Source organism: Aquitalea sp. S1-19 (assembly GCF_024343515.1).
Map to the genome: position 1 here is coordinate 1 of NZ_RJTZ01000040.1, position 25,983 is coordinate 25,983.

Genomic DNA, 25,983 nt, shown 5'->3' on the forward strand with positions numbered 1-25,983 from the left:
AATCCGCCGTGCGATTCAGGTCTTGCTGCGCCGGACCAAGAATAATCCGGTGCTGATCGGTGAACCGGGGGTGGGCAAGACCGCCATTGTGGAAGGTCTGGCGCAGCGTATCGTCAATGGCGAGGTGCCGGACAGCCTGCGCGGCAAGAAACTTTTGGTGCTGGATCTGGCCAGTCTGCTCGCCGGTGCCAAGTTCCGCGGCGAATTTGAAGAGCGGCTAAAAGCGGTGCTGACCGATCTGGCCAAAGATGAAGGCAACACCATTGTCTTTATCGACGAGATCCACACGCTGGTCGGCGCGGGCAAGGCCGAGGGCGCGATGGATGCCGGCAATATGCTCAAGCCCGCGCTGGCGCGTGGCGAGCTGCACTGCATGGGCGCGACTACGCTGGACGAATACCGCAAATACATAGAGAAAGATGCCGCACTGGAGCGCCGTTTCCAGAAGGTGCTGGTGGACGAGCCTAGCGTGGAAGACACCATCGCCATCTTGCGCGGCTTGAAAGAGAAATACGAAATCCACCACGGGGTCGATATTACCGATCCGGCCATTGTGGCGGCGGCGGAGTTGTCGCACCGCTATCTCACTGACCGCTTCTTGCCGGACAAGGCGATCGACCTGATTGACGAGGCGGCCAGCCGGATCAAGATGGAGCTGGACTCCAAACCGGAAGAAATGGACAAGATGGATAGACGCCTGATCCAGCTTAAGATCGAGCGCGAGGCGGTCAAGCGCGAGAGCGATGAGGCTTCGCAGCGCCGTCTGGCGCTGATTGAAGAGGAGATTGCGCGCCTGTCCAAGGATTATTCCGATCTGGAGGAGATCTGGAAGGCAGAGAAAGCCTCGCAGCAGGGCAGCCAGAGCATCAAGGAAGAAATCGACAAACTCAAAAACGAGATGGAAGAGCTGAAGCGCAAGGGCGACTGGCAGAAGCTGGCCGAGCTGCAATACGGGCGTCTGCCTCAGCTGGAGGCGCAGCTTAAGGTCGCGGAAGAGACAAGCGATATGGCGGTTGAAGGACATCGCCTGCTGCGCACCGAAGTGGGCACCGATGAAATCGCCGAGGTGATCAGCCGCATGACCGGTATCCCTGTGTCCAAGATGCTGACCGGTGAGCGCGATAAGCTGCTGCATATGGAAGACGTGCTGCATCAGCGCGTGGTGGGGCAGGATGAAGCCGCGACGGCCGTTGCCGATGCTATCCGCCGCTCGCGCTCCGGTCTGTCCGACCCGAACAAGCCCTATGGCTCCTTCCTGGTCCTTGGGCCGACCGGGGTGGGCAAAACCGAGCTATGCAAGACGCTGGCCGGATTTTTGTTCGACAGTGAAGACCATCTGATCCGCGTCGACATGTCCGAGTATATGGAGAAACATTCGGTTGCCCGCCTCATTGGTGCGCCTCCGGGCTATGTCGGTTACGAGGAGGGGGGCTATCTGACTGAACAGGTGCGGCGCAAGCCTTACAGCGTGATCCTGCTGGACGAAGTGGAGAAGGCGCATCCGGATGTGTTCAATATCCTGCTGCAGGTATTGGATGATGGCCGTCTGACCGATGGGCAGGGGCGTACCGTGGACTTCAAGAACACGGTGGTGGTGATGACCTCGAATATCGGCAGCGAGCAGATCCAGGCCATGGCGACCGATGACTATCAGGTCATCAAGCTGGCCGTGATGGCCGAGGTCAAGGGGCATTTCCGTCCCGAGTTCATCAACCGTATCGACGAGGTGGTGGTATTCCACGCGCTGGACGAGCGCCATATCAAGTCTATCGCCCGCATCCAGCTCAAGAGTCTGGAGGCGCGTCTGGCAAAGCTGGAGCTGGGGCTGGAGGTGTCGGATGGAGCCTTGAGTCTGCTGGCCGAAGCCGGTTTCGATCCTGTTTATGGTGCGCGTCCGCTTAAGCGAGCCATCCAGAGCGAGGTGGAAAATCCGCTATCCAAAGCCATTCTGGCCGGGCGCTATCTGCCCAAATCCGTGGTGCATATCGACGCCAAGGATGGGGTACTGGTGTTTGCCTGAGCGGTATGGATAAATTAGGCGCATAAAAAAGGGGGAGGCTTGCGCCTCCCCCTTTTTTAGTCGGTACGGCAATGCCGATGCCGGACTTAACTCAGGCCATGCATCATCTTTTTCAGCGTGCTGGACAGCGCGAACAGAATCAGCGCGGCGGTGCCTGCCATGAATACGAACAACATAAAGAAGTCGTGCAGGTTGTTGACTGCATAGCCCAGCAGCTGCGGTACCGGCTTGCCAGGTTCCGGGTACAGCTCGGACAGCATGCCGGCAAACTTGTTGGCAGCGGCGTTGGAAACAAACCAGATACCCATCATCAGCGAAGTCAGGCGGGCAGGCGAGAGCTTGACCACCAGCGACAGGCCGATAGGCGACAGGCAAAGCTCACCAAAGGTATGCAGCATATAGAGGCTGACCAGCCACATCATGCTGACCTTGGTGTCTGGCGTGACACCGCTGACACCAAAGGCGATAACCAGATAACCCAGCGCCAGGACCAAGAGGCCGATCGCCATTTTCATCGGCGAGTTTGGTTCTACGCCATGATTGCCCAGCTTGGTCCACAGCCAGGCAAATACCGGTGCGAACAGCACGATGGAGATCGGGTTGATCGACTGGAAGTAGGAGGCCGGAATGGTAAAGCCCAGCACATTGCGGTTGGTCTGCTCAGCGGCAAAGAAAGTCAGCGAAGCGCCAGCCTGCTCGAATGCCGACCAGAAAAAGATCACGAAGGCCGACAGAATCATGATCACAGCCAGACGCTGTTTCTCGATATGGGTCAGCGGCTCATGCTTGATGGCCTTGCCCGAGGCGTCCAGCTTGGACACCGGTGCCATGCCGATGGCGGTGCCTTCCGGCGTGACGAGGTGCTTGTCCTTGAAGAACAGGAACAGGCAGAGCGAGATCAGCATGCCGGTGCCGGCAGCCAGGAAGCCCCATTTGAAGTCGTCCGGATTGCCGGTGTCGCCCAGCGTGCCGCATACCAGCGGGGCCAACAGGGCGCCTGCGTTGATGCCCATATAAAAAATGGTAAAGGCCGAATCGATGCGCTTGTCGCCGACCGGATAGAGCTGGCCGACCATGGACGAGATATTGGGCTTGAACAGGCCATTACCGGCAATCAGCAGACCCAGACCGCCATAAAGCCATGGTGTCGCGAGAGCGGCATTGGTGTGAAACAGGCCGGACGTGAACATGGCGAACTGGCCGGCTGCCATCAATAGCGCACCCACCACGATGGAGCGGCGGTTGCCCCAGAAGCGGTCGGAGATGTAGCCACCCAATAGCGGTGCGAAATAGACCAGACCGGTAAACGAACCGTAAATTTCGGACGCTTGCACCTTGTCGTACATCAGGGCGTTAACCATGAACAGTACGAAGAGGGCGCGCATGCCGTAATAACTGAAGCGTTCCCACATTTCTGTGGCGAACAAAAGATAGAGCCCCTTGGGGTGCTGGCGAAGCATGTCGTTTTATCCTTTTTTCTAACCCTGTGTGTCTTTATGTGCCAGCTTGATGTGTGGTGTTATAGCGCTGGCTTCTGTTTTCAGAAATACCATGATTCAACTTGTTAGTTCAACATTAAATAATTAAATACGAAGATTTATTTGCTTTGGGTGTTGTACGTTTAGGTGGGTTATAAGCGGGATTGGGATGGTTATTGTTTTTAACGAATTGTTTTATATATTATTTTTTGCCATGTAGCAGTTTGTGCTGCACTCGGGGGGATGACAGAAAAAAACGGGGCGAAAGCCCCGTTTGATGTGAGTGCTGAAGCAGATTCAGTTACCGACCGGGTCTACCCAGATGATTGGTGCCTGGCCATTTTGTGGCAACGCCTCGACTTGCTGCTTGCTGCTCATCAGCAACTGGCCGTCCAGATAGATACGTGCCTCCAGTGCATAACGGCCGTCAGCACGGAGAGCCGGCTTGTCGTAGCGCAGGGAGAACGGCAGCGGAAAGCCCTTGGGTTGTTCGAGGATTTGCTCGGCCAATATCACCGAAGGTGCACCTTCGCGCGAGATATCCAGTAAACGTATCTCGGCCCGGGTTTTGGCTGGCGGCAACGCCAGACGTATTTTATAGGCGACCGTGCCTTCCAGCTGTGCTGCCTGATAGCTGGATGGCGTGGCGCAGGCGGCTAGGAGCGGCATGACCAGTGCCAAAAGCCAGATCTTGCCGCGCATCATGGCTCCACTGCTTCCAGCTTGGGTGTACCCAGCAGCACCGAGTAGCTTTCCAGCGGACGCCATTCGCCTTGTATCCGCCACTGGTTGGCGGTGTCCTCCAGACGCAAATACCAGTGGTTGGCATTGGCAGGCTTAAGCGTGCCCTGGTACTGGCCGGGGGCGGTGGCCTTGAGCATGACGAGCTGATCCTGTTCTTCGCGTGCAGGATGGAATAGGCGTAGTTGCAGCGTATCGGGCAGTGTCGCCTGGCTCGTCGTGTGGATGCGCACCGCCCTCATATCAGGACTGATCAGCACTTGGGCGGTGAGGGCCAGCTTTGCCGCCGCCTCATCGCGGCGCAGCTCCATATTGATTTCCTTGCCCTGTTTGTAATAGTCATCGCTGACCATGCCGTCATCCGACACCACGGCCAGCCACAGGGTGATGGCGCCGGCGACGACGACGATGGCCGGGCCGGAGAATAGGCCCAGTGCCCAGGGCTCCTTATACCAGGGGCGCATGGCCCCGGTGGTTTTCTGCATGCTTGCTTTACTCCCCGATGAAGCTGGATTTTTCTTCGATCTCGAACGAGTCATCCTGCGCCTTGATCTCGAACTTGATCTTGTGACTGCCTTGCGGTGCGTGTTCCGGTTCGACTTGTACCCGTACCGGAATCAGTTCGTTGGCCATGGGCGCCAAGGTCAGCTTTTGCTGGTCGCTGACCAGTTTGATGCCTTCCAGTCCCTCGACGCTGATTTCCAGCTTGATCGGCATATCGCTGACATTGATCAGACGAATGCTGTAGCTGTTTTCCAGTAAGCCATCGTCGGTTTCGCGTACCAGTGACGCCCGGTCACGGATGATATCGACTTTCAATGGCTGGCGCAGCGCCAGCGATGTCAGGGCCGAGCCCAGTACGATGGCCAGCACCAGTGCATACATCACCACACGCGGGCGCTTGAGCCGGCTCCAGAATGCCGACTCCGGGTACTTGCCCTCCAGAGCTGCTTCGGTGGTGTAACGGATCAGGCCACGCGGGCTGCCCATCTTGTCCATCACCTCGTCGCAGATATCGATGCAGGCGGCGCAACCGATGCACTCGTATTGCAGGCCGTCGCGGATGTCGATGCCGACCGGGCATACATGGATGCACTGCTTGCAATCGATACAGTCTCCCAGACCTGCAGCTTTGGCATCAGTTCCCTTCTTGCGTGCGCCACGCGTTTCGCCGCGCTTCTCGTCATAGGAAATGACCAGCGTATCTTCGTCGAACATCACGCTCTGGAAGCGGGCATACGGGCACATATATTTGCATACCTGCTCGCGCATTTTGGCGGCGAACAGATAGGTAAAACCGGCGTAGAAGAAGATCCAGAAGGTTTCCCATGGACCGAAGTCGAAAGTGGGCAGGGCAGCGACCAGATCGCGGACGGGGGTAAACCAGCCAACCAGGGTAAAGCCGGTCAGCAAGGAAAATGCAATCATCAGGCTGTGCTTGGTCAGCTTGATGCGGAACTTGCGCGCGCTCATCGCTTCCTTATCCAGCTTCATGCGCTGGTTGCGGTCGCCTTCGGTCCAGTGCTCTATCCACAGCATGATTTCGGTGTACACCGTCTGCGGGCAGGCATAGCCGCACCACAGACGCCCGGCAATGGTTGTCCATACGAACAGACCGAATGCCGCGCTCATCAGCAAGGCTGCGAGATAGACGAAGTCTTGTGGCCAGATGGTCAGGCCGAACAGATAGAACTTGCGGTTGACCATGTCCCATAGCACCGCCTGGCGTCCGTTCCATTGCAGCCCGGGCATGCCGAAGAAAACCAGTTGGGTGCCGAGAATGAACAGGATGCGCCAGTTGGCAAAGATCCCCTTGACGCTCTTGGGGTAGAGTTTCTTCTGGGCTTCGTATAGCGAGCGGGTTTCCGGTTCTTTGGGGGAGGGAGTCCCTTGCTCGACCTTGATGGGGATCTTGCGCAGCGAGTCGGACATTTCAGCTTCCTGTAAGAGGGTTTCGCAAAGCCCGCCAGGCAGACGGGCTTTGCGCAATCCACTTGATGAATGTCTATTTATTATATCGCAATATATATTGATGGGCTAAAAATAACTGCCCGCCGAAGCGGGCAGTTGTCTGCAGGGCGTTATTGCGCCTTGGTGTTGTTGGACAGACCCCAGACATAGGCGGTCAGTACGTGCACCTTGTCGTCGCCGAGGAAGTCTTTCCATGCCGGCATCTGGTTCTGGCGACCGTTGGTAATGGTCTGGATGATGGTCTTTTCAGTACCGCCATACAGCCAGGTGCTATCGGTCAGATTAGGTGCACCCATTGCCTGGTTGCCTTTGCCGTCAGCGCCATGGCAGGCGATACAAACGGTATTGAAGGCTTCCTTGCCGCGTGTGGCGCGCTCGGTGTCATGCTTCTTGCCCGATAGCGACAGTACGTAGTTGGCGGTGTCCTTAACCTTTTCCTCACCGAAGGCAGCGCCCCATGGCGGCATCTGGCCATGGCGGCCACCGGCGATAGTGGCGTGAATCGCTTCGGTACTGCCGCCCCACAGCCAGTCGTTGTCGGTCAGATTAGGGAAACCCTTGGCACCGCGTGCATCCGAACCGTGGCACTGTACGCAGTAGGTCTGAAACAGGCGCTTGCCCATTTCCTGCGCCTGCGGGTCAGCTGCGACCGCCTTGACATCCATGCTGCGGTACTTGGCATACAGCGGCTCGTACTTGGCTTGCGCCTGCGCCACTTCTTCCTTGTACTGGCCGACCGAGGTCCAGTTACGCAGACCTTTCCAGTTGCCCAGACCCGGGTAGAGCGTCAGGTAGCCGATACCGAAGGCGATGGTCAGGTAGAACATCCACATCCACCAGCGTGGCAGCGGGTTGTTGTACTCTTCCAGATCATCATCCCAGCGGTGGCCGGTGGTGTCTTCCGCTTCGCCTGCCTTGTTGACCTTCTGTCGCGACTGCGTGAACAGAACGAAAGTCACCCAGATAATGCCGGCTACCACGATGACCGTGATATAGGTACTCCAGAAATTACTCATTGCTTGACTCCCTTGGAAGCCTGGCCGGATGGGCTATCCGGCATATGCTCGTCATCCATGAAGGGCAGCATGCCTGCCTCTTCATAGCGCTGTTTGGACTTCTTGCTGTAGGCGCCGATCAGAATCACGAGAAAAATCGTGAAGCAGGCCAGCGTATACAGGCTGCGAGAAAAATTGACCCATTCCATGATTAGCGGGTGTTCTTCAGCGCAAGACCCAAGCCTTGCAGGTAAGCAATCAGCGCATCCATTTCGGACTTGCCCTCGACTTCTGCTGCTGCGGCAGCAATTTCGGCATCGGTGTACGGTACGCCAACCTTGCGCAGTGCTTCCATCTTGCCTGGCACGATGGCTGCATCAGCAAGGTTTTTCGCCAGCCACGGGAAGGACGGCATGTTCGACTCCGGCACCACATCGCGCGGATTCATCATGTGAACACGGTGCCATTCGTCGGAGTAACGGCCACCTACACGCGCCAGGTCAGGACCGGTACGCTTGGAGCCCCACTGGAACGGATGGTCGTAGACCGATTCACCGGCAACCGAGTAGTGGCCGTAGCGTTCGGTTTCGGCACGGAACGGACGGATCATCTGCGAGTGGCAGTTGTAGCAGCCTTCGCGGATATAGATGTCGCGACCGGCCAGTTGCAGCGCGGTGTAAGGCTTGACGCCGGCCACCGGCTCGGTGGTCTGTTTCAGGAACATCAGTGGAACAATCTCCACCAATGCAGCCACGCTGATGACCATCAGGGTCAGTACGATCAGGTAGCCGACCTTTTCTTCAATCAGTTTCTGGATCTTTTCCATGTTTGTTTCCTTCAGCCCTTAGTGAGCCGACGCGGTAGCGGCAGGGATCTTGGCATCAAACGGCTTGCCGGCAACCGCAGTGCGGTACACGTTGTAAGCCATCAGGAACATACCACCCAGATACAGGGCGCCACCCAGCAGACGTACGAAGTGGTACGGATAGGTCACTTTCACCACTTCAGCAAAGGCGTAAGTGAGGGTGCCATCCGGGTTCAGCGCACGCCACATCAGGCCCTGCATCACGCCGGAGATCCACAGTGCGGCGATGTAGAGCACCACGCCCACGGTTGCCATCCAGAAGTGTGCTTCGATCAGCTTGATGCTGTGCATTTGCTCACGGCCGAACAGGCGCGGGATCAGGTAGTACATGGAGCCGATGGTGATAAAGCCTACCCAGCCCAGTGCGCCGGAGTGCACGTGGCCAACGGTCCAGTCGGTGTAATGGCTCAGCGCGTTGACGGTCTTGATCGACATCATCGGACCTTCGAAGGTCGACATGCCGTAGAACGACAGCGATACCACCAGGAACTTGAGGATAGGGTCGGTGCGCAGCTTGTGCCAGGCGCCGGACAGGGTCATCACGCCGTTGATCATGCCGCCCCAGCTAGGTGCCAGCAGAATCAGCGAGAACACCATACCGATAGACTGGGTCCAGTCCGGCAGGGCGGTGTAATGCAGGTGGTGCGGGCCCGCCCACATATAGGTGAAGATCAGTGCCCAGAAGTGCACTACCGACAGGCGGTAGGAGTAGACCGGACGGCCGGCTTGCTTAGGCACGAAGTAGTACATCATGCCGAGGAAGGCAGCGGTCAGGAAGAAGCCCACGGCATTGTGGCCATACCACCATTGCACCATGGCATCGACGGCACCGGCGTAGACCGAGTAGGACTTGGTCAGGCTGACTGGAATCGCCATGCTGTTGACTACGTGCAGCAGGGCCACGGCCAGAATGAATGCGCCGTAGAACCAGTTGGCGACATAGATGTGCTTGACCTTACGGATGCCGATGGTGCCAAAGAATACGATGGCGTAGGCAACCCAGACCACGGTGATCAGCAAATCGATAGGCCATTCCAGTTCTGCATACTCCTTGCCCTGGGTAATGCCCAGTGGCAGGGTGATTGCAGCCAGAACGATGACGGTTTGCCAGCCCCAGAAAGTAAAGGCAGCCAGCTTGTCCGAAATCAGGCGGACGTTACAGGTGCGTTGTACGACATAGTACGAGGTGGCAAACAGGCCGCAGCCGCCGAAGGCGAAAATCACGGCATTGGTGTGCAGGGGGCGCAGGCGGCCAAAGTGTAGCCAGGGTCCGATATTCAGGTCTGGCCAGACAAGTTGGGCCGCAATGATTACGCCTACCAGCATGCCGACGATACCCCACACGACGGTCATGATGGCAAACTGGCGCACCACCTTATAGTTATAAGTGGATTGCGTTTCCATTAACGATTCTCCAAAGTTGCGAACTAAAACGTTTTTATGTCATCCATTAAGCTATGCGTCTCACGTTTATGCTTAATGTTGCCATTATGTGCGATGCCCTGCTTTTGCCGGTGTACTGGCCGGGGTGATATTGCCCCTGACAGCACAAAGGGATGCCTTGTAACAGTTCGACATTCTATCCAATTGGCAAGCTTCCGGCCAGACTGGTTTGTGCAATGCAGTAGCTGTTTTCAGCCTTTATCTGCAAGACAATCCAAAATCATCCGGCAATAAAACAATTTGAATTGTATTGTCATATTTTGTCTGCTTGTTGATGCAGGTCAAACTTTTGCATCAGTGGCCCGCCAGCGGGGCTTATTCCTTACCTGCCACAGGAATTTTTAATCCATGACGTCTTCCATTTCTTATCGCATCGTTGCCGCCCAGCCTGCCGCCCACCTTTTTGCCGTGACGCTGAGCGTGGATGAGCCTGCGGCAAACGGGCAGGTTCTGCGTTTGCCGGCATGGATACCCGGTAGTTATATGATCCGCGACTTTGCCCGGCATATCGTGGCGCTCAGTGCCCATAGTGCTGGGCGAGCATTGAGCGTGACCAAGCTGGATAAACACAGCTGGCAGGTCGAGCCTTGTGCCGGCCCCTTGGTGTTGAACTATCAGGTATATGCCTTTGATCTGTCGGTACGCGGTGCTTACCTTGACCTTGAGCGCGGATTTTTTAATGCGTCCAGCCTGTGTCTGGCCGTAGTGGGTCAGGAGTCGCAGCCGCACCGTCTGGAGATTGGCGCGCCCGAGTCGGTATCCGGCAACTGGAAACTGGCGAGTGCCTTGCCTGCATTGGATATCGATCAGGCCGGTTTCGGCTGTTATCTGGCGGACAGTTACGATGCGCTGATTGATCACCCGTTCGAAATGGGGAGTTTCGAGGAAGTTTGCTTTACTGCCTGTGGCGTGCCGCACCGTTTTATTGTCTCCGGCCGCCATCATCACGCCGACCTTGCGCGTCTGGCGCGTGATACGCAGCGGATCTGTGAATACCAGATACGTCTGTTCGGCGCAGTGGCGCCCTTTGCCGGCTATCTTTTTATGCTCTTTGTTGGTGGCGATGTGTACGGCGGTCTGGAGCATCGCAACAGTACCGCGCTGATGGCGGGACGCGATGATTTGCCGCTGCAGGGGGATGACAGCCTGAGTGACGGCTATGTGCAGTTGCTGGGCCTGATCAGCCATGAGTACTTTCATAGCTGGAATGTAAAGCGGATCAAGCCGGCCGCCTTTACGCCTTACGATCTGACGCAGGAAAACCACACCCGCCTGCTGTGGGCCTTTGAAGGCGTGACCTCTTATTACGATGATCTGACGCTGGTGCGCAGCGGCCTGATCGACAAAAAGCGCTATCTTGGGCTGCTGGCCAAGACCGTCACGGCCGTTGCCCGTGGCAGTGGCCGCTTAAAGCAGACGCTGGAAGAGTCGAGTTTTGATGCCTGGACCAAGTTTTACCGGCAGGACGAAAACAGTCCCAACGCCATCGTCAGTTATTACGCCAAAGGTGCGCTGGCCGCGCTGGCGCTGGATTTGTTGATACGGCGTGATACGGCCGGGCGCTGTTCGCTGGATGATGTGATGCGCGCCTTATGGTCGCGCCATCAGCAGGATGGCCAGGGGGTGGGCGAGACAGAATGGGAGACACTGGCCGGCGAGGTGAGCGCTCTGGATCTGAAACCGTTTTTTGATCTGGCGCTCAGAAGCTGTGCCGAATTGCCACTGGCCGAGTTGCTGGCAGACGCGGGGGTTGCGTTTATGTTGACGCCGTCGGATTCGGCTAGCGACCGTGGCGGCGTGGTAGAGATGATGCCTTGCTCATCCTTGCGTGCTGTTCTCGGGGTAAAATCCGTGTCCGATCCTTTGGGCGTTCGCCTGCTGCAGGTGTGGGATGGTGGCGCGGCACAAGCGGCCGGCCTGTCATCTGGTGATGTGATGCTGGCGCTGGATGGCGTGAAAGTCGGTGATCTGGAGAAGACGCTGTCGCGCTATCGCCCTGGCGACAAAGTCCGCATCCACGCGTTTCGGCGCGATGAACTAATGGAATTCGAGATTGCCCTGCAAGGCGGGGCTGCCGATACTTGCCGCCTGCTGTTGCAAAACGACGGTGGTAGCTGGCTTGAGTAACAAGCGCGTCAACAGCGCGGGAGACAAAGCGTGAGTACACAAAGAGATATCAAGTATTTAGCCGATTATCAGGCACCGGATTTTTTGATCGACAAGGTTGATCTGACTTTTGACGTGGGCGAAATGGCTACGCGCGTTAAATCGCGTCTGGTGATGCGACGCAAGCTGGGCGGCGGGCAAGAGGGCGCTCTCGTGCTGGACGGTTCTGCCAGGCTGGTTTCGCTACTGCTGGATGGCGACAAGCTGGATGCGTCGCGCTATAGCCTGCAAGGCGAGACGCTGACGATTGCCGATGTGCCGGACAGCTTTATTCTCGAAGTGGAAACCGAGCTGGAACCCGCCGCCAATACCAGCCTGATGGGCCTGTATGCTTCTGGCGGCAATCTGTTTACCCAGTGCGAGCCCGAGGGCTTTAGAAAAATCACCTATTACCTCGACCGTCCGGATGTGATGGCCAAGTTCACCACCACCATCATCGCCGACAAGCAGGCCTATCCTGTTCTCCTGTCCAATGGCAACAAGGTGGGCGAGGGCACGCTGGACAAGAAGCGTCACTGGGTGAAGTGGGTTGACCCCTATAAAAAGCCAGCCTATCTGTTTGCCCTGGTCGCCGGCCGCCTGTCCGTACTGAAAGACAGCTTTACCACCCGTAGTGGCCGTGCTGTTGCGCTGGAAGTATGGACCGAGCCGGTCGATCTGGATAAATCGCACCATGCCATGGCCTCGCTCAAGCATGCTATGCAGTGGGACGAGCGGCGCTTCGGCCTCGAGTACGACCTCGACATCTATATGATTGTGGCTGTTGGCGACTTCAATATGGGGGCGATGGAGAACAAGGGCCTCAATATCTTCAATACCAAGTATGTGCTGGCTAGGCAGGATACGGCGACCGATGCCGACTTCGAGGGCGTCGAGGCGGTGATCGGTCACGAGTATTTCCATAACTGGACCGGCAACCGCGTAACCTGCCGCGACTGGTTCCAGCTATCGCTCAAGGAAGGGCTGACGGTGTTCCGTGATCAGGAGTTTTCGGCCGATCTGGGCAGTCGCGCGGTCAAGCGTATCGAAGACGTGAAGTCATTGCGTGCGCTGCAGTTTCCGGAAGATGCCGGCCCGACTGCCCACCCCATCCGCCCGGCGTCTTATATCGAGATGAACAACTTTTACACCATGACGGTGTACGAGAAGGGTGCCGAAGTGGTGCGCATGTATCACACCTTATTGGGTGAAGCGGGCTTCCAGAAGGGCATGGCGCTTTACTTTAAGCGCCACGATGGCCAGGCGGTGACCTGTGACGACTTCCGTGCGGCCATGGCGGACGCAAACGGAACGGATCTGGACCAGTTTGCCCTGTGGTATAGCCAGGCCGGTACGCCGGTATTGAAAGTGAGCAGCCAGTATCATGCTGCCGACCGGGTATACAGCCTGACGGTGACGCAGCACACGCCAGGGCAGGCTGATGTCCTGCCTTTGCATATTCCGCTGGCGCTGGGTCTGGTGGGGCGCGATGGTCAGGACCTGCCCCTGCAGCTGGAAGGCGAGGATGTGGCGACGGTCGGCACGCGGGTGCTGGATGTCAAGGCGCAAAGCCAGAGCTTCCGTTTTACCGGCATAGACAGCGAGCCTGTTCCTTCGCTGTTGCGCGGTTTTTCCGCCCCGGTGAAGCTGGACTACAACTGGCGCGACGACGAACTGGCTTTTTTGATGGCAAACGACAGCGACAGCTTCTGCCGCTGGGAAGCGGGGCAAAAACTGTCCGAGCGGGTGTTTGTGCGCCTGCTGGGTGATGCGCTCGCCGGGCGTGAACTGCGCTTGCCGGAGAGTCTGGTCGCGGCAATGCGTACCATCCTGACGGATTTGACGCTGGACGCTGCGTTTAAAGCCCTGATGCTGAGTTTGCCTGGCGAGGCGGATATTCTCGAGATGGTGGACGAGGCCGATCCTGCGCATATCCATGCGGTGCGCGAGAGCTTGTTGACGCAGCTGGCTAAGTCGTTGCGTGGCGAGTGGCACGAAACGCTAAAGCTGAACCAGACGCGTAGCTACCGGCCGCAAGACGCCGGTCAGCGCCAGCTGAAAAACCTGGCATTGGCCATGCTGTGCCGTTTGCCTGATGCCTGGCCGGTGGAAAGCGCCAAGGCGCAGTATCTGGTGGCCGACAATATGTCGGACCAGATCGGCGCCTTGAACGCTTTGCGTGATCATGACAGTGAAGCGCGACGCGAGTGCCTGGAGGCTTTTGACCGGCAATGGCGGCAGGAAGCCTTGGTGATGGACAAGTATTTTGCCTTTATCGCCAGCGCGCAGCGGCCGGACACCCTGCAACAGGTGCAGGCGGCTCTGGCCCATCCGGCGTTTTCGCTGAAAAACCCCAATAAGGCCAGAAGCCTGCTTGGTACCTTCGGGCGTAATATGGCGGCTTTTCATGCCTCCGACGGTTCGGCTTACCGCTTTATGGCCGATCAGGTGCTGGCGGTTGATGCTTTCAACCCGCAAGTAGCCAGCCGTCTGGTTCAGGTGTTCAACCGCATGCAAAAGCTTGAGCCCAAGCGGCGCGCGCTGATGCGTGCCGAGCTTGCGCGTATTCTGGCGCAGCCTGAACTATCGCGTGATGTTTACGAAATCGTCTCCAAGAATCTGGATGTCTGATTGATGCCGGCCGCCTTGCCAGGTGGCCGCTTAACCCCGGACGGGCATGGCCCGTCCTTTTTATTGTGTATTTCATTCATGTCCAAGCGTTATTCGATGTCCGGTGTGCTGACCCTCGCCTTTTTGTGGCTGGTGTGGGGAGGGAACTGGATCGTCACCAAGCTGGGGCTGGCCTATGCCAGCGCCGCCCAGTTGGGCCTCTTGCGTACCGTGCTGGCTATTGCGACGCTGGGCGTCATTTTGCTGTTAAGCAAGCGCTCGTTGCGTCCACCGCCTTTTGTGCCGACCTTTTTGCTGGGCCTGACCCAGACGGCAGGCTTTGTACTGCTGACCAATCTGGCGCTGGCTGCCGGCGGGGCGGGCAAGGTGTCGGTGTTGTGCTACACCATGCCGTTCTGGACGCTGTTGCTTGCGCGTGTTTATCTGGGCGAGCGCCTGCTGAAAGTGCAATGGCTGGCGGTGGGTCTGGCTTTTGCCGGCCTGCTGGCGATTCTCGAACCGTGGAACCTGTCCGGTAGCTGGTTGTCCGATGTGCTGGCCATTGGCGGCGGCCTGGTATGGGCTATCGCGGCTATCATCGCCAAAAAACTCAGAACCCAGCATAAGGTCGACACGCTGGCGCTGACCTTCTGGCAAATGCTGTGGGGTGCCGTACCCTTGTTGCTACTGTTGCCGCTCTTTCCGGCGCAGCCGCTGGTGTTCTCGTGGCCCTTGTTGTGGGTCTCTTTGTTTGCCGGTGTGCTGGCTGGCGGTCTGGGCTGGCTGGCATGGATGAGCCTGCTGACGCGCTTGTCGGCCGGTATGGCCGGCTTGAATATCCTGGCCGTTCCTGCCGTGGCGGTCATGATGGCGTGGCTGGCGCTGGGCGAAGTGCCGACGTTGGCCGAGGGGCTCGGTATGGGGCTGGTGACGCTGGCACTGGGCCTGCTCGCCGGGGTGACCTTGTGGCGTGAGCGCAAGTTGGGCTAAGTGCGATAAAAATTGATTGAAAGCCAATTTGAAAAAATGGTTGACGCCTTCGATTCTGCTTGCTTATAATGCGTCCCTACTGATCGCGGAGAGATGCCGGAGAGGCTAAACGGCCCTGACTCGAAATCAGTGGGCGGCGTATGCCGCACTAGGGTTCGAATCCCTATCTCTCCGCCAGTACCACAGCGCTAAGCCCCGAATTTCGGGGCTTTTTGCTTTTCTGCCTTTGCCCGCGGCTGACCAGCATTGTTTTTTCAGCGTCTTCCCCTTCTTTTTCAATCGTGCGCTTTGCTTTTTTGACAGGGTGACCGGTTTGCCGGCATGATTGCTTGGTCATATTTGCTTGCCCGCTATTTTTTGTGCATGCAGATTCCACCCAAAAAGGAAGGGTTATGAACGCCGTTGCTTCGGCTTCCCTGTCTTTGCCATCCGCTCACCATGCGCCTAGCTGGGTCACACTAGACCCCATGCTGGCCGATGATTTTCCGCGCGCCTGAGTTTTCTTCTGTTTGACGGCCCCATGGCCGGATATCGCTTGATCAAACACGACACACTGACCGCACATGCCGTGCGGCAGGGAGAAACTCATGGCCAGACGCATTCCCGAACCGTTCCGTATCAAGATGGTGGAGCCTATCCGCCAGACCACACCCGACTATCGTCGTGCCAAGCTGGCCGAGGCCGGCTGGAATCCGTTCCTGCTCGATGCAGAAGACGTATATATCGATCTGTTGACCGACTCGGGTACCGGCGCGATGTCGGATCGGCAGTGGGCCGGCCTGATGATGGGCGACGAGGCCTACGCCGGCAGCCGCAACTTCAAGCATTTGCAGGCGACGGTGGCCGAGGTGTTCGGTTATGCTCACACCATTCCTACGCATCAGGGGCGAGGCGCCGAGCAGATCCTGTTTCCCGAGCTGGTGAAGCGCTGCCGTGGCGCTGCGCCGCTATTCGTGTCCAATTACCACTTCGACACCACCAAGGCGCATGTGGAAATGGCCGGAGGGCGGGCGCTGAACGTGCTCGACGCGCGTGCGTTCGACACCACCACACCTTACGACTGGAAGGGCAACTTCGATCTGGCGCGGCTGGAAGCGGTGCTGGACGAGGCGGGCGACAACGCCGCCGGCCTGATCATCACCATTACCTGCAATAGCGCCGGCGGTCAGCCGATGTCCATGGACAATATCCGTGACGCCAGTGTGCTTGCGCGCTCGCGCGGGGTGCCGGTGGTAATCGATGCGGCGCGTTTTGCCGAGAACGCCTGGTTTATTCGCGAGCGCGACTCTGCCTACCGCGCGGTGGCGATTACCGACATCGTGCGCGAGATGTTCGGTTACGGCGATATGTTCACCATGTCGGCCAAGAAGGACGCGCTGGTGAATATCGGCGGACTGTGTTGCTTTAAAAATGATGTCGACCTGGTCCGTGCGGTGCAGGTGCGCTGCGTGCCGATGGAGGGCTTTGTCACCTATGGCGGACTGGCCGGGCGCGATATGGAGGCGATGGCCATCGGTCTGAAAGAGGGCATGGAGCAGGCGTATCTCGATTACCGTATCGCTCAGGTCGCGTATCTGGGCGAGCGCCTGGCAGCCGGCGGGGTGCCGATCCAGACGCCGACCGGCGGGCATGCGGTGTTTGTCGACGCGAAGAAGATGCTGCCGCATATCCCGGCCGGCCAGTTTCCGGCGCATGCGCTGGCGTGCGAGCTGTATCTGGAGGGCGGTATCCGTGCCGTCGAGATCGGCTCGCTGCTGTTGGGACGCAATCCGGCAAGCAGCGAACAGGAAGCGTCGCCGTTCGAATTGATGCGCCTGACCATCCCGCGCCGCGTCTACACCAACGACCATATGGATTACATCGCCGACTGCCTGATTGATGTGCTGGCGCGTGCGTCCTCGGTGCGCGGGCTGGATTTCGAGTACGAGCCGCCCATTTTGCGTCACTTTACCGCGCGCCTGAAGCCGAACTAACTGGCGAGTGTGCTTTTGCCTGCCCTGCTGCCGCCCTTCATGGGCGGCATTTTGCATGCGGTGTGCAATGCGGGCTGATCCGCATTGGGGCATACCGATATAACTGATAAGATTCGCTTATTGCAATTAAGCGGGTTGTTGAACCATGAAATGTCCATTTTGCGGCCATGCCGACACCCAGGTCATTGATTCGCGCGTGAACGAGGATGGCACCAGCATCCGCCGCCGTCGCCGTTGCCTATTGTGCGAAAAACGCTTCACCACTTTTGAAAATGCCGATGTGCGTATGCCGCAGGTGGTGAAAAGCGGTGGCCATCGTGCCGAATTCGATGTGGCCAAGGTGAGGACCAGTTTTTTGCGCGCGCTGCACAAGCGCCCGGTGCCGACCACGCTGGTGGATGCCGCCATCGACCGCATCTGTCAGCGTCTGTTGCAACTGGGTGAGCGCGAGATCGACTCGCGCGCGATAGGCGAGATGGTGATGAACGAGCTGTCCAAGCTGGACAAGGTGGCTTATGTGCGTTTCGCCTCGGTCTACAAGAGCTTTCAGGATATCTCCGAGTTTACCGATGCCATCAAGGAAATCGAGAAGTCGGCCGAGTAAGTCCGGTCGCAGGAGCTGTCATGTCGTTTAGTGCTGCCGATCATCTGTATATGCAACAGGCCCTGCGTCTGGCTGCGCTGGGGCTGAATACCACCACGCCCAATCCGCGCGTGGGCTGCGTGCTGGTGCGCGATGGAATTGTGGTGGGCGAGGGCTGGCATGTGCGTGCCGGCGAGCCGCATGCCGAGGTATTTGCCTTGCGCGAGGCGGGGGCGCGTGCACGCGGCGCGACCGCCTATGTCACGCTGGAGCCTTGCAGCCATCACGGTCGCACGCCGCCTTGCGCACAGGCCTTGATCGACGCCGGTGTCACGCGTGTGGTGGCGGCTATGGTCGATCCTTATCACGAGGTGGCCGGACGGGGCTTGGCCATGCTGGCTGCGGCCGGCATCGATACCGCCGCCGGTTTGCTGGCCAGCGAAGCTGCTGAGCTTAACAAGGGCTTTGTGTCGCGCGTGAGCCGCGAGCGGCCATGGGTCACGCTCAAGGCCGCAGCCAGTCTGGATGGTAAGACGGCGCTGTTGAACGGGCAAAGCCAGTGGATTACCGGCCCTCAGGCACGCCATGATGTGCAGGCGCTGCGTGCGCGCTCCTGTGCCATTCTCACCGGTAGTGGCACGGTGCTGGCCGATAATCCGCAATTGACGGTCCGCGAGATCGCCACGGCACGCCAGCCCTTGCGGGTGGTGGTCGACGGCGCGCTGCAGACATCGCCTGACGCGCGCATTTACGGGCCGGAGGCGCCGACCCTGCTGGTGACGGCGGTCAGCGACACGGCACGTCATCAGCCATGGCTGGTGCATGGGGTTGAAGTCCTGGCCTTGCCGGGTGTGGGGGGGCGGGTTGATCTTGCCGCCTTGATGACGGCGCTCGCGGCGCGTGGCGTGGGGGAGTTGATGGTCGAAGCCGGGGCCGGTTTGGGCGGTGCCCTGGTTGCGGCGGCTCTGGTCGATGAGCTGGTCTTGTATCTGGCACCTTGCCTGATCGGCGATACGGCGCGCGGCCTGTTTGCCTGGCCTGAGTTGCAAAGCCTGGCGGATAAACAACAACTGACGTGGCGCGATGCGCGCCAGGTGGGGGTGGACATGCGTCTGACGCTGGGCATCAGTGTGAGGGCAAGCGGTGGATAAAACATATCTGGCGGTCGCGCTGCAGGCTTATTTACAGCTTTTGGCCGGCAAGGGGGCGGAGCCTGCCGTGTGCTCGCGCCGACGTGTACTGCTGACGGCATTGAATGCCCGTTTGCAAGGCCTGCCTTTGCAGCCGGATCATTATCGCCAGGCGGTGGATGCATTGCTTGAGCATTGCGAGGCGGCGGAGCATCCGGCCGTACTGGCAACAGCACGCGAGTATTACTATTTCTGGCTGGGTGATGTAGCACGGCTGGCGCGCAAAAATGCGTGCGGCGGCTTTTTTACCACGCTTCATCCGAGCGTTCCCCTGGCCGGCTCGCTATCCGAATTGCAGGCTCAGATGGTGCAAAGCGGCTTTGATGACTTTCCGCCAGCGCTGGAAATCTATCTGGGTGAGCTGTATGAAAATGGTGTCGATGCCCGGCTGCTGGAGCAGTATGAGGCGCTGATCAAGCCTTTGCTATTTCTGCTGCGGGACCAGTTGCATCATGCGGACAGCTACCGCATGGCGGTGGACGGCATGCTGCTGCAGCCGGGAGCACAGGTGTGGCGCGATGATTTTCTGCATATTTCGCGGGAATTCTATTACTACTGGCTGACCTTTCCGCATGCGCGCGCACGCCGTCTGCAGGCATAGCGCACCTTGCGCCGGGGTTTATTCGGTTTTCAGGCGCAGCCAGCGTGTGGCGGCAACAGCCAAGAGCGGCAGCAGTACGCCGATCAGCATGGCGGCGAGCAGTAGTGCGGTCAGCTCGCTGTAGTCGGCGGGCGTGACCAGCACCCCATTGGCAGGGTTGCGTACCTCGCGTGTCAGGGTAAAGACACGGTTCAGGTATTTGGTGCCCAGTTCGCTGGCCGAGAGGGCCAGATTGGTGAACGAGGCCATTACGGCAAAATAGGTGGCTTTCAGCTCTGCGGGCGCCGAGTTGGCTATCCATGCCAGCATGGGAATCATGGCGATCTGCCCCAGGGGCGAGGACAAGGCGGTGTCGATAAGTGCAATAAAGCGGGCATCGATCACGCCGCCGCTATGGGCAGCGGTCCATTGGTGCAGCCCCAGACTCATCGCCAGCGTCGGCAGCGAGAGCAGAAACTGGGCCAGGGTGAGAAAGACAATAATGTATTGCATCGAGCGCTCGGCCATAAAGCGGCGCAAGGCAAACATGCCGGCCAGCGTCAGCACGCTGCCGATCAGCGACAAGATGGCAAAGAAGTGGGCGTCGAATCCCAGCGTGTCTATGCTCCACCATGTGACCCCGGCACCGGGGGCGGGGGCGGCCCGGAACATAAAGATCAGTAGCGCAGTACCCAGCAGCGTGCGCCTGGCCTCTGGCGCCAGTACACGGGTCAGGCGTGCCATCAGCAGCAAAATAATCAGCAGCGAACCGGCAAAAATGGCCTCTTGTCCGTAGGCGGCTTCCGACATGCCCATCAGCAGGGTAAACACAACAAATGCCGCACTGCCCCCCAGCAGTTTCCAGTTGATCTCGGTGGAGCCGCTGCTGTGTGCCGTCAGTTCGCGTATGGCCTGATCGGACAGGCCGTGCTGGCGCAGCTTTTTCACCCGCTGGCGCTGTAACTGGCCTGCCAGCAGGACACCGGCGACCGAAATCAGCGGAATGGCCAGCGCCATCAGGTAAATATCGCGGTAAAGCGCGGCCTGTTCGGCGCGCGCCAGCGAGGCGCTGTCGTCAAACAGCCACAGATTGGCCAGTGCGACCAGAATGCTGCCGCCGATAATGGCTACCCGTCCCAGCGTCTGCATCGTCGTGTGCATGCGGCGTATTTCTTCGGGCAGGCAAGGGCTGCCGTTACTATGGATGTGCGGCACGGCCTCGACTGTCATCGCATCGGCTACCGCGTCCTGTAGTACATAACCGACGGGAGCCAACAGGCTGGCCAGCACATACCAGGCATTGACATGCATGATGGCCGCTATGGCTTCGCGCTGGTCGATCAGCAGCGCCATGATGGACAGACTGATGGCAATCAGTGTCGCCCCCAGATAGACCAGCCAGTTCTTGTGTCGCCACATCAGGTCGACAAGATGGCCTAGCGGCATTTTCAGCGCCCAGGGGATGCCGGCCCAGAAGCCCAGTGCCGCAAGGAATTCGGCCGATAGCCCGAGGTAGTCCTTGACGAAGAAGGTGCCGACAATGCCGGTCAGCCCCTGAATGCCGGCGGCGACATAGACCATCAAAGGAGGCAGGTAGCTTAGGCGCATCTCGCGCCCGAGCGCGAATAGATGGCTGTCCAGTAAGCGCAGAACCGGACCGGCTTGCGGACGCTTGGCTTGCGCGCGTACCGGTACCCTTAGCAAAAAGCCAAGCAGGATGGCCGCAATGACCGCCAGCAACAGGCGATGCGTATTGTCAGGCATCAGCAGCATGCTGCTGCCGAACGACAGGCAGATCAGGGCAACAGCCCAGGGTTTGACGCCGGGCGGCATGCTGCGGTGCGTCTGCCACTCGCGGATGATCGGGCCGGCCAACTTGTGAGCCAGTAGCGCACGGTGCAGGCGCGGCGAGCTTTTGGCAAAACAGGCGGCGGCCAGCAAGACAAAAGGCGTGGTCGGCAGCAAAGGCAGGAAAACGCCGGCCAGACCCAGCAGCAAGGCCAGACAGCCGCAGGCGGCAAGCACGATGCGCAGCGTACGCGAGCGATGCAGATGCTGCGCAGGGTGCTTGCCGTTCACGCTTTATTCGCCGCGAAAGTCGGGTTTGCGCTTTTCGACAAAGGCGCGTACGCCCTCATGGCCGTCGCGGGTCTGGCTTTGCGCGATGATGGTGCGCGCCTCCAGTGCCAGATGGTTTTCCAGCGTATTTTGATGCGTCTCCAGCAGCAGGGCCTTGACCTTGCCATAGGCGCGGGTCGGCCCTTGTGCCAGGCGACGTGCCAGGGTGGTCACGGTGTCGGCCAGCGCATCAGCAGCGACCACCTGGTTGACCAGACCCCAGTCCAGCGCTTCGGCGGCAGAGAGGGTGCGCCCGGTCAGGTAAAGCTCCATGGCGCGGCGCTGGCCGATCAGGCGCGGCAGCAGCCAGCTGGAGCCGCCATCCGGCGTATAGCCGATCTGGGTGTAGGCGGTGGTAAAGCGCGCGTTGTCGCTGCAAATTGCAATATCGGCCAGCGCCACCAGACTCAGCCCTACGCCGGCGGCCACGCCGTTGACTGCGGCAATCACCGGGATATCCAGCCGCATCAGGCGGGCAACGGCGATGTTCAAGGGATCGGTCATTTCCTGCAGCAACTCTCCCACCCGTGCCGATTGCTCGACAAAAGTGCTGACATCGCCGCCGGCGCAAAAGGCCTTGTCGCCGCTGCCGGTGATCACCAGCGCACGCACGTTTTTGTCGTGCGACAGGCGGTTGGCGATTTCGCCCAGTTCGATAATGCCCGCCGTATTGAGGGCATTGAAGGCGGCCGGGCGGGTGAGTGTCAGCCAGGCGATGCTGTCGCGAATTTCAAAATTGATCATGCTGGTGTTCATCGTATTCCCCGTGTCTTGTTGGTTGTACTGCTGCGTGTGTCGTGTTTTTTTGTGCCACAGCATATACCAAACGGGTTGTTTGTGGCAGGCCGTGCTAAGGTCGGGGTCTTCGCTGTCACACACGAGGTCATCATCATGAGCGCTGCCGTCAAACCCCTGATTACGCTGGCTGATCTGGACAAGCTCGATATCCGTTGCGGTACGATTAGTGCCGTGAGTGATGTCGCCGGCTCCGACAAGCTGGTGCAGTTGTCCGTCGATTTTGGCGATTTTCAGCGCACCATTTTGTGCGGCATCAAGCAGGAGCGTGCCGATCCGGCAGCACTGACCGGCCTGCAGGCCTTGTTTGTAGTGAATCTGGCGCCGAAAAAGATGTGTGGCGTGATGTCGGAAGGAATGATGTTCGATATAGGCTACGCCGACGGCTTGTTGCCGGCGGCGCTGGCCCAGCCCGAGTTTGCCGTGCCCAATGGCGTACGCGCCGGTTAAGCGCCGCGTGTGCGTTGTGTCCGGTGTCGCCATACGCGCCAGACAAGCAGCACACCCAGCAACAGGGCGAACAGCAGCGGCTGGCGCATATCCGATTTGGTCAGCCACCAGAAATGGATGACGGCCAGCATGCTTGCCGGATAGATCAGCCGGTGCAGCTGACTCCAGCGGCGTTTGAGGCGGCGCATCCAGCCATCGGTCGAGGTGATGGCCAGTGGCAGCAGTAACAGCCAGGCACTGAAGCCGACCACGATATACGGGCTTTTCATGATGTCGTCGCCGATGATGGCGGGGTCGCCACCACTTAGCAGCAGATAAATGGCCAGATGTACGCTGGCATAGGCAAACGCATACAGGCCCAGCATGCGGCGCAGGCGCATCAGTTGCGGCCAGTGTCCCAGCTTGACCAGCGGCGTGATGGTCAGCGTTGCCAGCAATAGCGCCAGCGCCCACCAGCCGCTTTCGCGTGTCAGATAATCGGCCGGATCGGCCGCCTCGCCCTGATACACCCGCCAGGCTGCATGTAACAGCGGCACGGCGCACAAGGCAAAAAGCAAGGGCTTGGCCCAGAGGGGCAAGGGGCGGGCTGCCATCAGAACCAGCGCCTCAGATCCAGTTTCGAGTACATTCCTGCCACCTGTTCGCCATAGCCGTTGAACATCAGCGTCTTGCGCCGTGAAAACTCGCCGACGCGGCGCTCGTTGGCCTGGCTCCAGCGCGGATGGTCGACTTCGGGGTTCACATTGGCAAAGAAACCGTATTCATTGGGCGCCAGCTGTTGCCAGGTTGTCGTCGGTTGCTGCTCGACCAGATTGATGGCGACGATGGACTTGATGCTTTTAAAACCATATTTCCACGGCGCCACCAAGCGGATGGGCGCGCCATTCTGCTTGGGCAGAGTTTCGCCATACAGGCCGACAGCCAGCAAGGTCAGCGGATTCATGGCTTCATCGATACGCAGCCCTTCGCGATAAGGCCACGGCAGCAAATCGGTGCGCTGGCCCGGCATCTGGCTTGGGCGCTCCAGCGTGACAAACTGCACGAAGCGACCCTTGCTGGTTGGCTGCACCTGCTTGAGCAGGCTGGCTAGCGGCACGCCTATCCACGGAATCACCATGGACCAGCCTTCGACGCAGCGCAGACGGTAGATGCGCTCTTCCAGTGGCGCAATACGGAACAGCTGGTCGTAGTCCAGCGTCAGCGGCCTGGCGACATGGCCGCCGATTTTCAGTGCCCACGGATCGACGACAAGTTGCCCCGCGTACTTGGCCGGGTCGGTCTTACTGCTGCCAAACTCGTAAAAATTGTTGTAGTGGGTAATTTCGTCCAGCGAGTTGGGCTTTTCCTTCAGAGAATAAGAGCCTGGCGCTGCCTTGAGCGGGGCTGCGTGCGCCTCTGGCAAGAGCAGGCCCGCCACACCGGCCGCGCCGGTGGCCAGAAAGCGGCGGCGGTCGAGATATACCGCCTGCGGGGTGATCTCGGAGGGAAGAGGGGCGCTGGGGTCGCTTAACCGGATCAGGGGCATGGTGTGCTTTCGCTTGCGCTAACGGTGATGCAGTTTGGTCGGGTGGCAGAATGCTGGCAAGTAGGGTGGTTTTGCCTTTTAGCGCATGAGGCGGCATAGTGCCGGCTCCTGCCTTGATTCTGGATACCCATACAGTATGGAACGTATTGCCGTCATCGACTTCGAAACCAATGGACTCTCCCCCGGCCCCAGCTGCCGGGCAACCGAAATCGCGGTGATACTGGTCGAAAACGGGAAGATGGTGGATCGCTATCAAAGCCTGATGAATGCCGGTGTGTGGATTCCGTCCGATATCGAACGCCTGACCGGTATCAGCAACCGCATGCTCAAAAGCGCACCACCGGCGAGTGAGGTGATGCAGGAGGCCGCCCGCTTTGTCGGCAATACGCCTTTGCTGGCGCACAATGCCTCGTTCGACAAAAAATTCTGGGATTACGAGTTAGGCCTGTTGGGGCAGCGCCGCACGCAGGATTTTGCCTGCTCGATGCTGCTGGCGCGCCGTTTGTTGCCGCAAGCGCCCAATCATAAGCTGGGTACGCTTAACCGCTATCTGGGCCTGCCCGACACCGGCCGCGCCCATCGCGCCTTGGCTGACACCGAAATGGCGGCCAATCTGGCACTTTATCTGGCGTCACATTTGCAGCAACACTATGGTCTGGCCGAGGTGACGCATGGTTTGCTGTGCAAGTTGCAAAAGCAGCCGGCGGCCAAGGTCGAAGTCTGGTTGCAGGGACTATCCGTCTGATACACCCTTTATCTCTCGGCTACCGCGGGGCGGGTGATCGTGCGGCGGCTTCGGATATAATGGCCTGATGCATGTCTGCGGGGCATGTACGGCTAACGCGGTTTAAGCAATCGGTTATGGGCACATTTTCAAGCTGGCTGGATGAGGGCGGGCTCGGACAGTATCTGTTGCAGAGCGAACAGGCCTATTTTGATGCGGCGGTTGCCGATGCGTTCGGCTTTCGTGCGCTGCAGTTTGGCGCACCCGGCCATGATTTTCTGCGTGCCAACCGCATGCCATGGCGCGCCTGTATCGGTGATTCGGGCTCCGTTGCCGTACGTTGTGATGCCGCGCAATTGCCTATCGACTCCCGCAGCCTGGATTTGCTGCTATTGCCGCATACGCTGGATTTCACCGCCCATCCGCATCAGGTGCTGCGCGAAGCCGAGCGGGTACTGGTACCGGAAGGGCGGCTGGTGTTGACCGGTTTCAATCCGTTCTCGGCCTGGGGGGGGCGTCGCCTGCTGCAGGGGCGCAGCAAGGTGCCGTGGAGCGGAAATTTTCTGCGCCTGTCCCGTTTGAAAGACTGGTTCGAACTGTTGGGGTTCGAGCTCTCCGATAGCGTATTCATGTGCTACGCCCCGCCGCTTGACCGGCAGGACTGGCTGGCCCACTGGCAGTTTATGGAGCGGGTAGGCCATCGTTGCTGGCCTTTGGTTGCGGGGGTCTATGGTCTCAGTGCGATCAAGCGCCAGCGCGGTATGCGCCTGATCAAGCCGCGCTGGCA

At 59.0% G+C, this 25,983-nt stretch carries 23 protein-coding genes, 1 tRNA gene and 1 pseudogene; 12 read left to right on the forward strand and 13 right to left on the reverse strand.

Translation table 11 applies throughout. From position 1 onward, the window contains the following. A partial coding sequence (locus EGI20_RS07935) for an AAA family ATPase (protein WP_498631024.1) occupies positions 1-2,020 on the forward strand: 2,020 nt, incomplete at its 5' end. 86 nt (positions 2,021-2,106) lie between these two features. Here EGI20_RS07935 and EGI20_RS07940 read toward each other — a convergent pair. The 8 genes from EGI20_RS07940 to ccoN form a co-directional block, all read right to left on the reverse strand. Then, positions 2,107-3,480, reverse strand: coding sequence for a peptide MFS transporter (locus EGI20_RS07940; RefSeq protein ID WP_498631025.1), 1,374 nt, complete (start codon positions 3,478-3,480; stop codon positions 2,107-2,109). 315 nt (positions 3,481-3,795) lie between these two features. After that, positions 3,796-4,203, reverse strand: a complete 408-nt coding sequence (locus EGI20_RS07945) for a YbaY family lipoprotein (protein ID WP_498631026.1) — start codon at positions 4,201-4,203, stop codon at positions 3,796-3,798. After that, complete coding sequence (locus tag EGI20_RS07950) at positions 4,200-4,724, reverse strand: FixH family protein (RefSeq protein WP_124735630.1); 525 nt, start codon at positions 4,722-4,724, stop codon at positions 4,200-4,202. The genes EGI20_RS07945 and EGI20_RS07950 overlap by 4 nt, the downstream gene beginning before the upstream one ends. Positions 4,725-4,731: 7 nt before the next feature. Continuing rightward, positions 4,732-6,171, reverse strand: a complete 1,440-nt coding sequence (ccoG, locus tag EGI20_RS07955; protein WP_498631027.1) for a cytochrome c oxidase accessory protein CcoG — start codon at positions 6,169-6,171, stop codon at positions 4,732-4,734. 149 nt (positions 6,172-6,320) lie between these two features. Continuing rightward, positions 6,321-7,226, reverse strand: coding sequence for a cytochrome-c oxidase, cbb3-type subunit III (ccoP, locus tag EGI20_RS07960; protein WP_498631028.1), 906 nt, complete (start codon positions 7,224-7,226; stop codon positions 6,321-6,323). Next, the gene (locus tag EGI20_RS07965; protein WP_124735627.1) at positions 7,223-7,414 is read right to left on the reverse strand and encodes a cbb3-type cytochrome oxidase subunit 3; all 192 of its coding nucleotides are present in this window, start codon (positions 7,412-7,414) and stop codon (positions 7,223-7,225) included. The genes ccoP and EGI20_RS07965 overlap by 4 nt, the downstream gene beginning before the upstream one ends. Before the next feature lie 2 nt (positions 7,415-7,416). After that, on the reverse strand, positions 7,417-8,031 hold the full coding sequence (gene ccoO / locus EGI20_RS07970; protein ID WP_124735626.1) for a cytochrome-c oxidase, cbb3-type subunit II: 615 nt from the start codon (positions 8,029-8,031) through the stop codon (positions 7,417-7,419). 18 nt (positions 8,032-8,049) lie between these two features. After that, positions 8,050-9,474, reverse strand: a complete 1,425-nt coding sequence (gene ccoN, locus EGI20_RS07975) for a cytochrome-c oxidase, cbb3-type subunit I (RefSeq protein WP_124735625.1) — start codon at positions 9,472-9,474, stop codon at positions 8,050-8,052. A gap of 387 nt (positions 9,475-9,861) precedes the next feature. Here ccoN and EGI20_RS07980 point away from each other — a divergent pair, with 387 nt between their 5' ends. From EGI20_RS07980 to EGI20_RS08015, 8 genes are all read left to right on the forward strand, one after another. Beyond that, the gene (locus EGI20_RS07980) at positions 9,862-11,640 is read left to right on the forward strand and encodes a M61 family metallopeptidase (protein WP_498631029.1); all 1,779 of its coding nucleotides are present in this window, start codon (positions 9,862-9,864) and stop codon (positions 11,638-11,640) included. 30 nt (positions 11,641-11,670) lie between these two features. Next, on the forward strand, positions 11,671-14,289 hold the full coding sequence (gene pepN, locus EGI20_RS07985) for an aminopeptidase N (RefSeq protein ID WP_498631030.1): 2,619 nt from the start codon (positions 11,671-11,673) through the stop codon (positions 14,287-14,289). 78 nt (positions 14,290-14,367) lie between these two features. Further along, positions 14,368-15,258: a DMT family transporter gene (locus EGI20_RS07990; RefSeq protein ID WP_498631031.1), complete on the forward strand. Its 891-nt coding sequence runs from the start codon at positions 14,368-14,370 to the stop codon at positions 15,256-15,258. Positions 15,259-15,345: 87 nt separating this feature from the next. Beyond that, positions 15,346-15,435 (forward strand) — tRNA-Ser (locus tag EGI20_RS07995). A 410-nt stretch (positions 15,436-15,845) separates the two neighbouring features. After that, on the forward strand, positions 15,846-17,231 hold the full coding sequence (locus tag EGI20_RS08000; protein WP_498631032.1) for a tryptophanase: 1,386 nt from the start codon (positions 15,846-15,848) through the stop codon (positions 17,229-17,231). Between the two features lie 145 nt (positions 17,232-17,376). Then, positions 17,377-17,835: a transcriptional regulator NrdR gene (gene nrdR, locus EGI20_RS08005; protein ID WP_124735620.1), complete on the forward strand. Its 459-nt coding sequence runs from the start codon at positions 17,377-17,379 to the stop codon at positions 17,833-17,835. Positions 17,836-17,855: 20 nt separating this feature from the next. Then, on the forward strand, positions 17,856-18,965 hold the full coding sequence (ribD, locus tag EGI20_RS08010; protein ID WP_498631033.1) for a bifunctional diaminohydroxyphosphoribosylaminopyrimidine deaminase/5-amino-6-(5-phosphoribosylamino)uracil reductase RibD: 1,110 nt from the start codon (positions 17,856-17,858) through the stop codon (positions 18,963-18,965). Further along, positions 18,958-19,605 (forward strand): hypothetical protein, encoded by a 648-nt coding sequence (locus EGI20_RS08015; RefSeq protein WP_498631034.1) that lies wholly within the window; start codon positions 18,958-18,960, stop codon positions 19,603-19,605. The genes ribD and EGI20_RS08015 overlap by 8 nt, the downstream gene beginning before the upstream one ends. A gap of 18 nt (positions 19,606-19,623) precedes the next feature. On the opposite strand, the gene EGI20_RS08020 is transcribed toward EGI20_RS08015, so the two are convergent. The 3 genes and pseudogenes from EGI20_RS08020 to EGI20_RS08030 form a co-directional block, all read right to left on the reverse strand. Then, positions 19,624-21,357 carry an MFS transporter gene (locus EGI20_RS08020; protein WP_498631038.1) on the reverse strand — a complete coding sequence of 578 codons (1,734 nt, stop codon included), beginning with the start codon at positions 21,355-21,357 and terminating at the stop codon, positions 19,624-19,626. Then, a pseudogene (locus EGI20_RS08025) lies at positions 21,334-21,618 on the reverse strand (YbaN family protein); the annotation flags it as partial. The pseudogene EGI20_RS08025 and the gene EGI20_RS08020, both read right to left, overlap by 24 nt. A gap of 48 nt (positions 21,619-21,666) precedes the next feature. Then, positions 21,667-22,458, reverse strand: coding sequence for an enoyl-CoA hydratase/isomerase family protein (locus tag EGI20_RS08030; protein ID WP_220789482.1), 792 nt, complete (start codon positions 22,456-22,458; stop codon positions 21,667-21,669). A gap of 135 nt (positions 22,459-22,593) precedes the next feature. Between EGI20_RS08030 and EGI20_RS08035 the strand changes: the two genes are divergently transcribed. Further along, positions 22,594-22,947 (forward strand): tRNA-binding protein, encoded by a 354-nt coding sequence (locus EGI20_RS08035; protein WP_124735617.1) that lies wholly within the window; start codon positions 22,594-22,596, stop codon positions 22,945-22,947. Here EGI20_RS08035 and msrQ read toward each other — a convergent pair. Beyond that, complete coding sequence (gene msrQ, locus EGI20_RS08040; RefSeq protein ID WP_124735616.1) at positions 22,944-23,540, reverse strand: protein-methionine-sulfoxide reductase heme-binding subunit MsrQ; 597 nt, start codon at positions 23,538-23,540, stop codon at positions 22,944-22,946. The two genes, EGI20_RS08035 and msrQ, sit on opposite strands and share 4 nt — an antisense overlap. Next, positions 23,540-24,472 (reverse strand): protein-methionine-sulfoxide reductase catalytic subunit MsrP, encoded by a 933-nt coding sequence (gene msrP / locus EGI20_RS08045; protein ID WP_498631035.1) that lies wholly within the window; start codon positions 24,470-24,472, stop codon positions 23,540-23,542. The genes msrQ and msrP overlap by 1 nt, the downstream gene beginning before the upstream one ends. A 136-nt stretch (positions 24,473-24,608) precedes the next feature. Here msrP and EGI20_RS08050 point away from each other — a divergent pair, with 136 nt between their 5' ends. Then, complete coding sequence (locus EGI20_RS08050) at positions 24,609-25,217, forward strand: 3'-5' exonuclease (RefSeq protein WP_498631036.1); 609 nt, start codon at positions 24,609-24,611, stop codon at positions 25,215-25,217. A 116-nt stretch (positions 25,218-25,333) separates the two neighbouring features. Further along, a partial coding sequence (locus EGI20_RS08055; RefSeq protein WP_498631037.1) for a class I SAM-dependent methyltransferase occupies positions 25,334-25,983 on the forward strand: 650 nt, incomplete at its 3' end.

What these genes read in the sequence shown, in the direction of transcription:
- EGI20_RS08000 (WP_498631032.1), top strand. Translation starts at nt 15,846, where the DNA reads ATGGCCAGACGCATTCCCGAACCGTTCCGTATCAAGATGGTGGAGCCT.
- EGI20_RS07965 (WP_124735627.1), bottom strand. Translation starts at nt 7,414, where the DNA reads ATGGAATGGGTCAATTTTTCTCGCAGCCTGTATACGCTGGCCTGCTTC.
- ccoO (WP_124735626.1), bottom strand. Translation starts at nt 8,031, where the DNA reads ATGGAAAAGATCCAGAAACTGATTGAAGAAAAGGTCGGCTACCTGATC.
- ccoP (WP_498631028.1), bottom strand. Translation starts at nt 7,226, where the DNA reads ATGAGTAATTTCTGGAGTACCTATATCACGGTCATCGTGGTAGCCGGC.
- EGI20_RS07940 (WP_498631025.1), bottom strand. Translation starts at nt 3,480, where the DNA reads ATGCTTCGCCAGCACCCCAAGGGGCTCTATCTTTTGTTCGCCACAGAA.
- EGI20_RS07950 (WP_124735630.1), bottom strand. Translation starts at nt 4,724, where the DNA reads ATGCAGAAAACCACCGGGGCCATGCGCCCCTGGTATAAGGAGCCCTGG.
- EGI20_RS08030 (WP_220789482.1), bottom strand. Translation starts at nt 22,458, where the DNA reads ATGAACACCAGCATGATCAATTTTGAAATTCGCGACAGCATCGCCTGG.
- ccoG (WP_498631027.1), bottom strand. Translation starts at nt 6,171, where the DNA reads ATGTCCGACTCGCTGCGCAAGATCCCCATCAAGGTCGAGCAAGGGACT.
- msrQ (WP_124735616.1), bottom strand. Translation starts at nt 23,540, where the DNA reads ATGGCAGCCCGCCCCTTGCCCCTCTGGGCCAAGCCCTTGCTTTTTGCC.
- ribD (WP_498631033.1), top strand. Translation starts at nt 17,856, where the DNA reads ATGTCGTTTAGTGCTGCCGATCATCTGTATATGCAACAGGCCCTGCGT.
- EGI20_RS08050 (WP_498631036.1), top strand. Translation starts at nt 24,609, where the DNA reads ATGGAACGTATTGCCGTCATCGACTTCGAAACCAATGGACTCTCCCCC.
- nrdR (WP_124735620.1), top strand. Translation starts at nt 17,377, where the DNA reads ATGAAATGTCCATTTTGCGGCCATGCCGACACCCAGGTCATTGATTCG.
- EGI20_RS08035 (WP_124735617.1), top strand. Translation starts at nt 22,594, where the DNA reads ATGAGCGCTGCCGTCAAACCCCTGATTACGCTGGCTGATCTGGACAAG.
- msrP (WP_498631035.1), bottom strand. Translation starts at nt 24,472, where the DNA reads ATGCCCCTGATCCGGTTAAGCGACCCCAGCGCCCCTCTTCCCTCCGAG.
- EGI20_RS07945 (WP_498631026.1), bottom strand. Translation starts at nt 4,203, where the DNA reads ATGATGCGCGGCAAGATCTGGCTTTTGGCACTGGTCATGCCGCTCCTA.
- EGI20_RS07980 (WP_498631029.1), top strand. Translation starts at nt 9,862, where the DNA reads ATGACGTCTTCCATTTCTTATCGCATCGTTGCCGCCCAGCCTGCCGCC.
- ccoN (WP_124735625.1), bottom strand. Translation starts at nt 9,474, where the DNA reads ATGGAAACGCAATCCACTTATAACTATAAGGTGGTGCGCCAGTTTGCC.
- EGI20_RS08020 (WP_498631038.1), bottom strand. Translation starts at nt 21,357, where the DNA reads ATGCTGCTGATGCCTGACAATACGCATCGCCTGTTGCTGGCGGTCATT.
- EGI20_RS07990 (WP_498631031.1), top strand. Translation starts at nt 14,368, where the DNA reads ATGTCCAAGCGTTATTCGATGTCCGGTGTGCTGACCCTCGCCTTTTTG.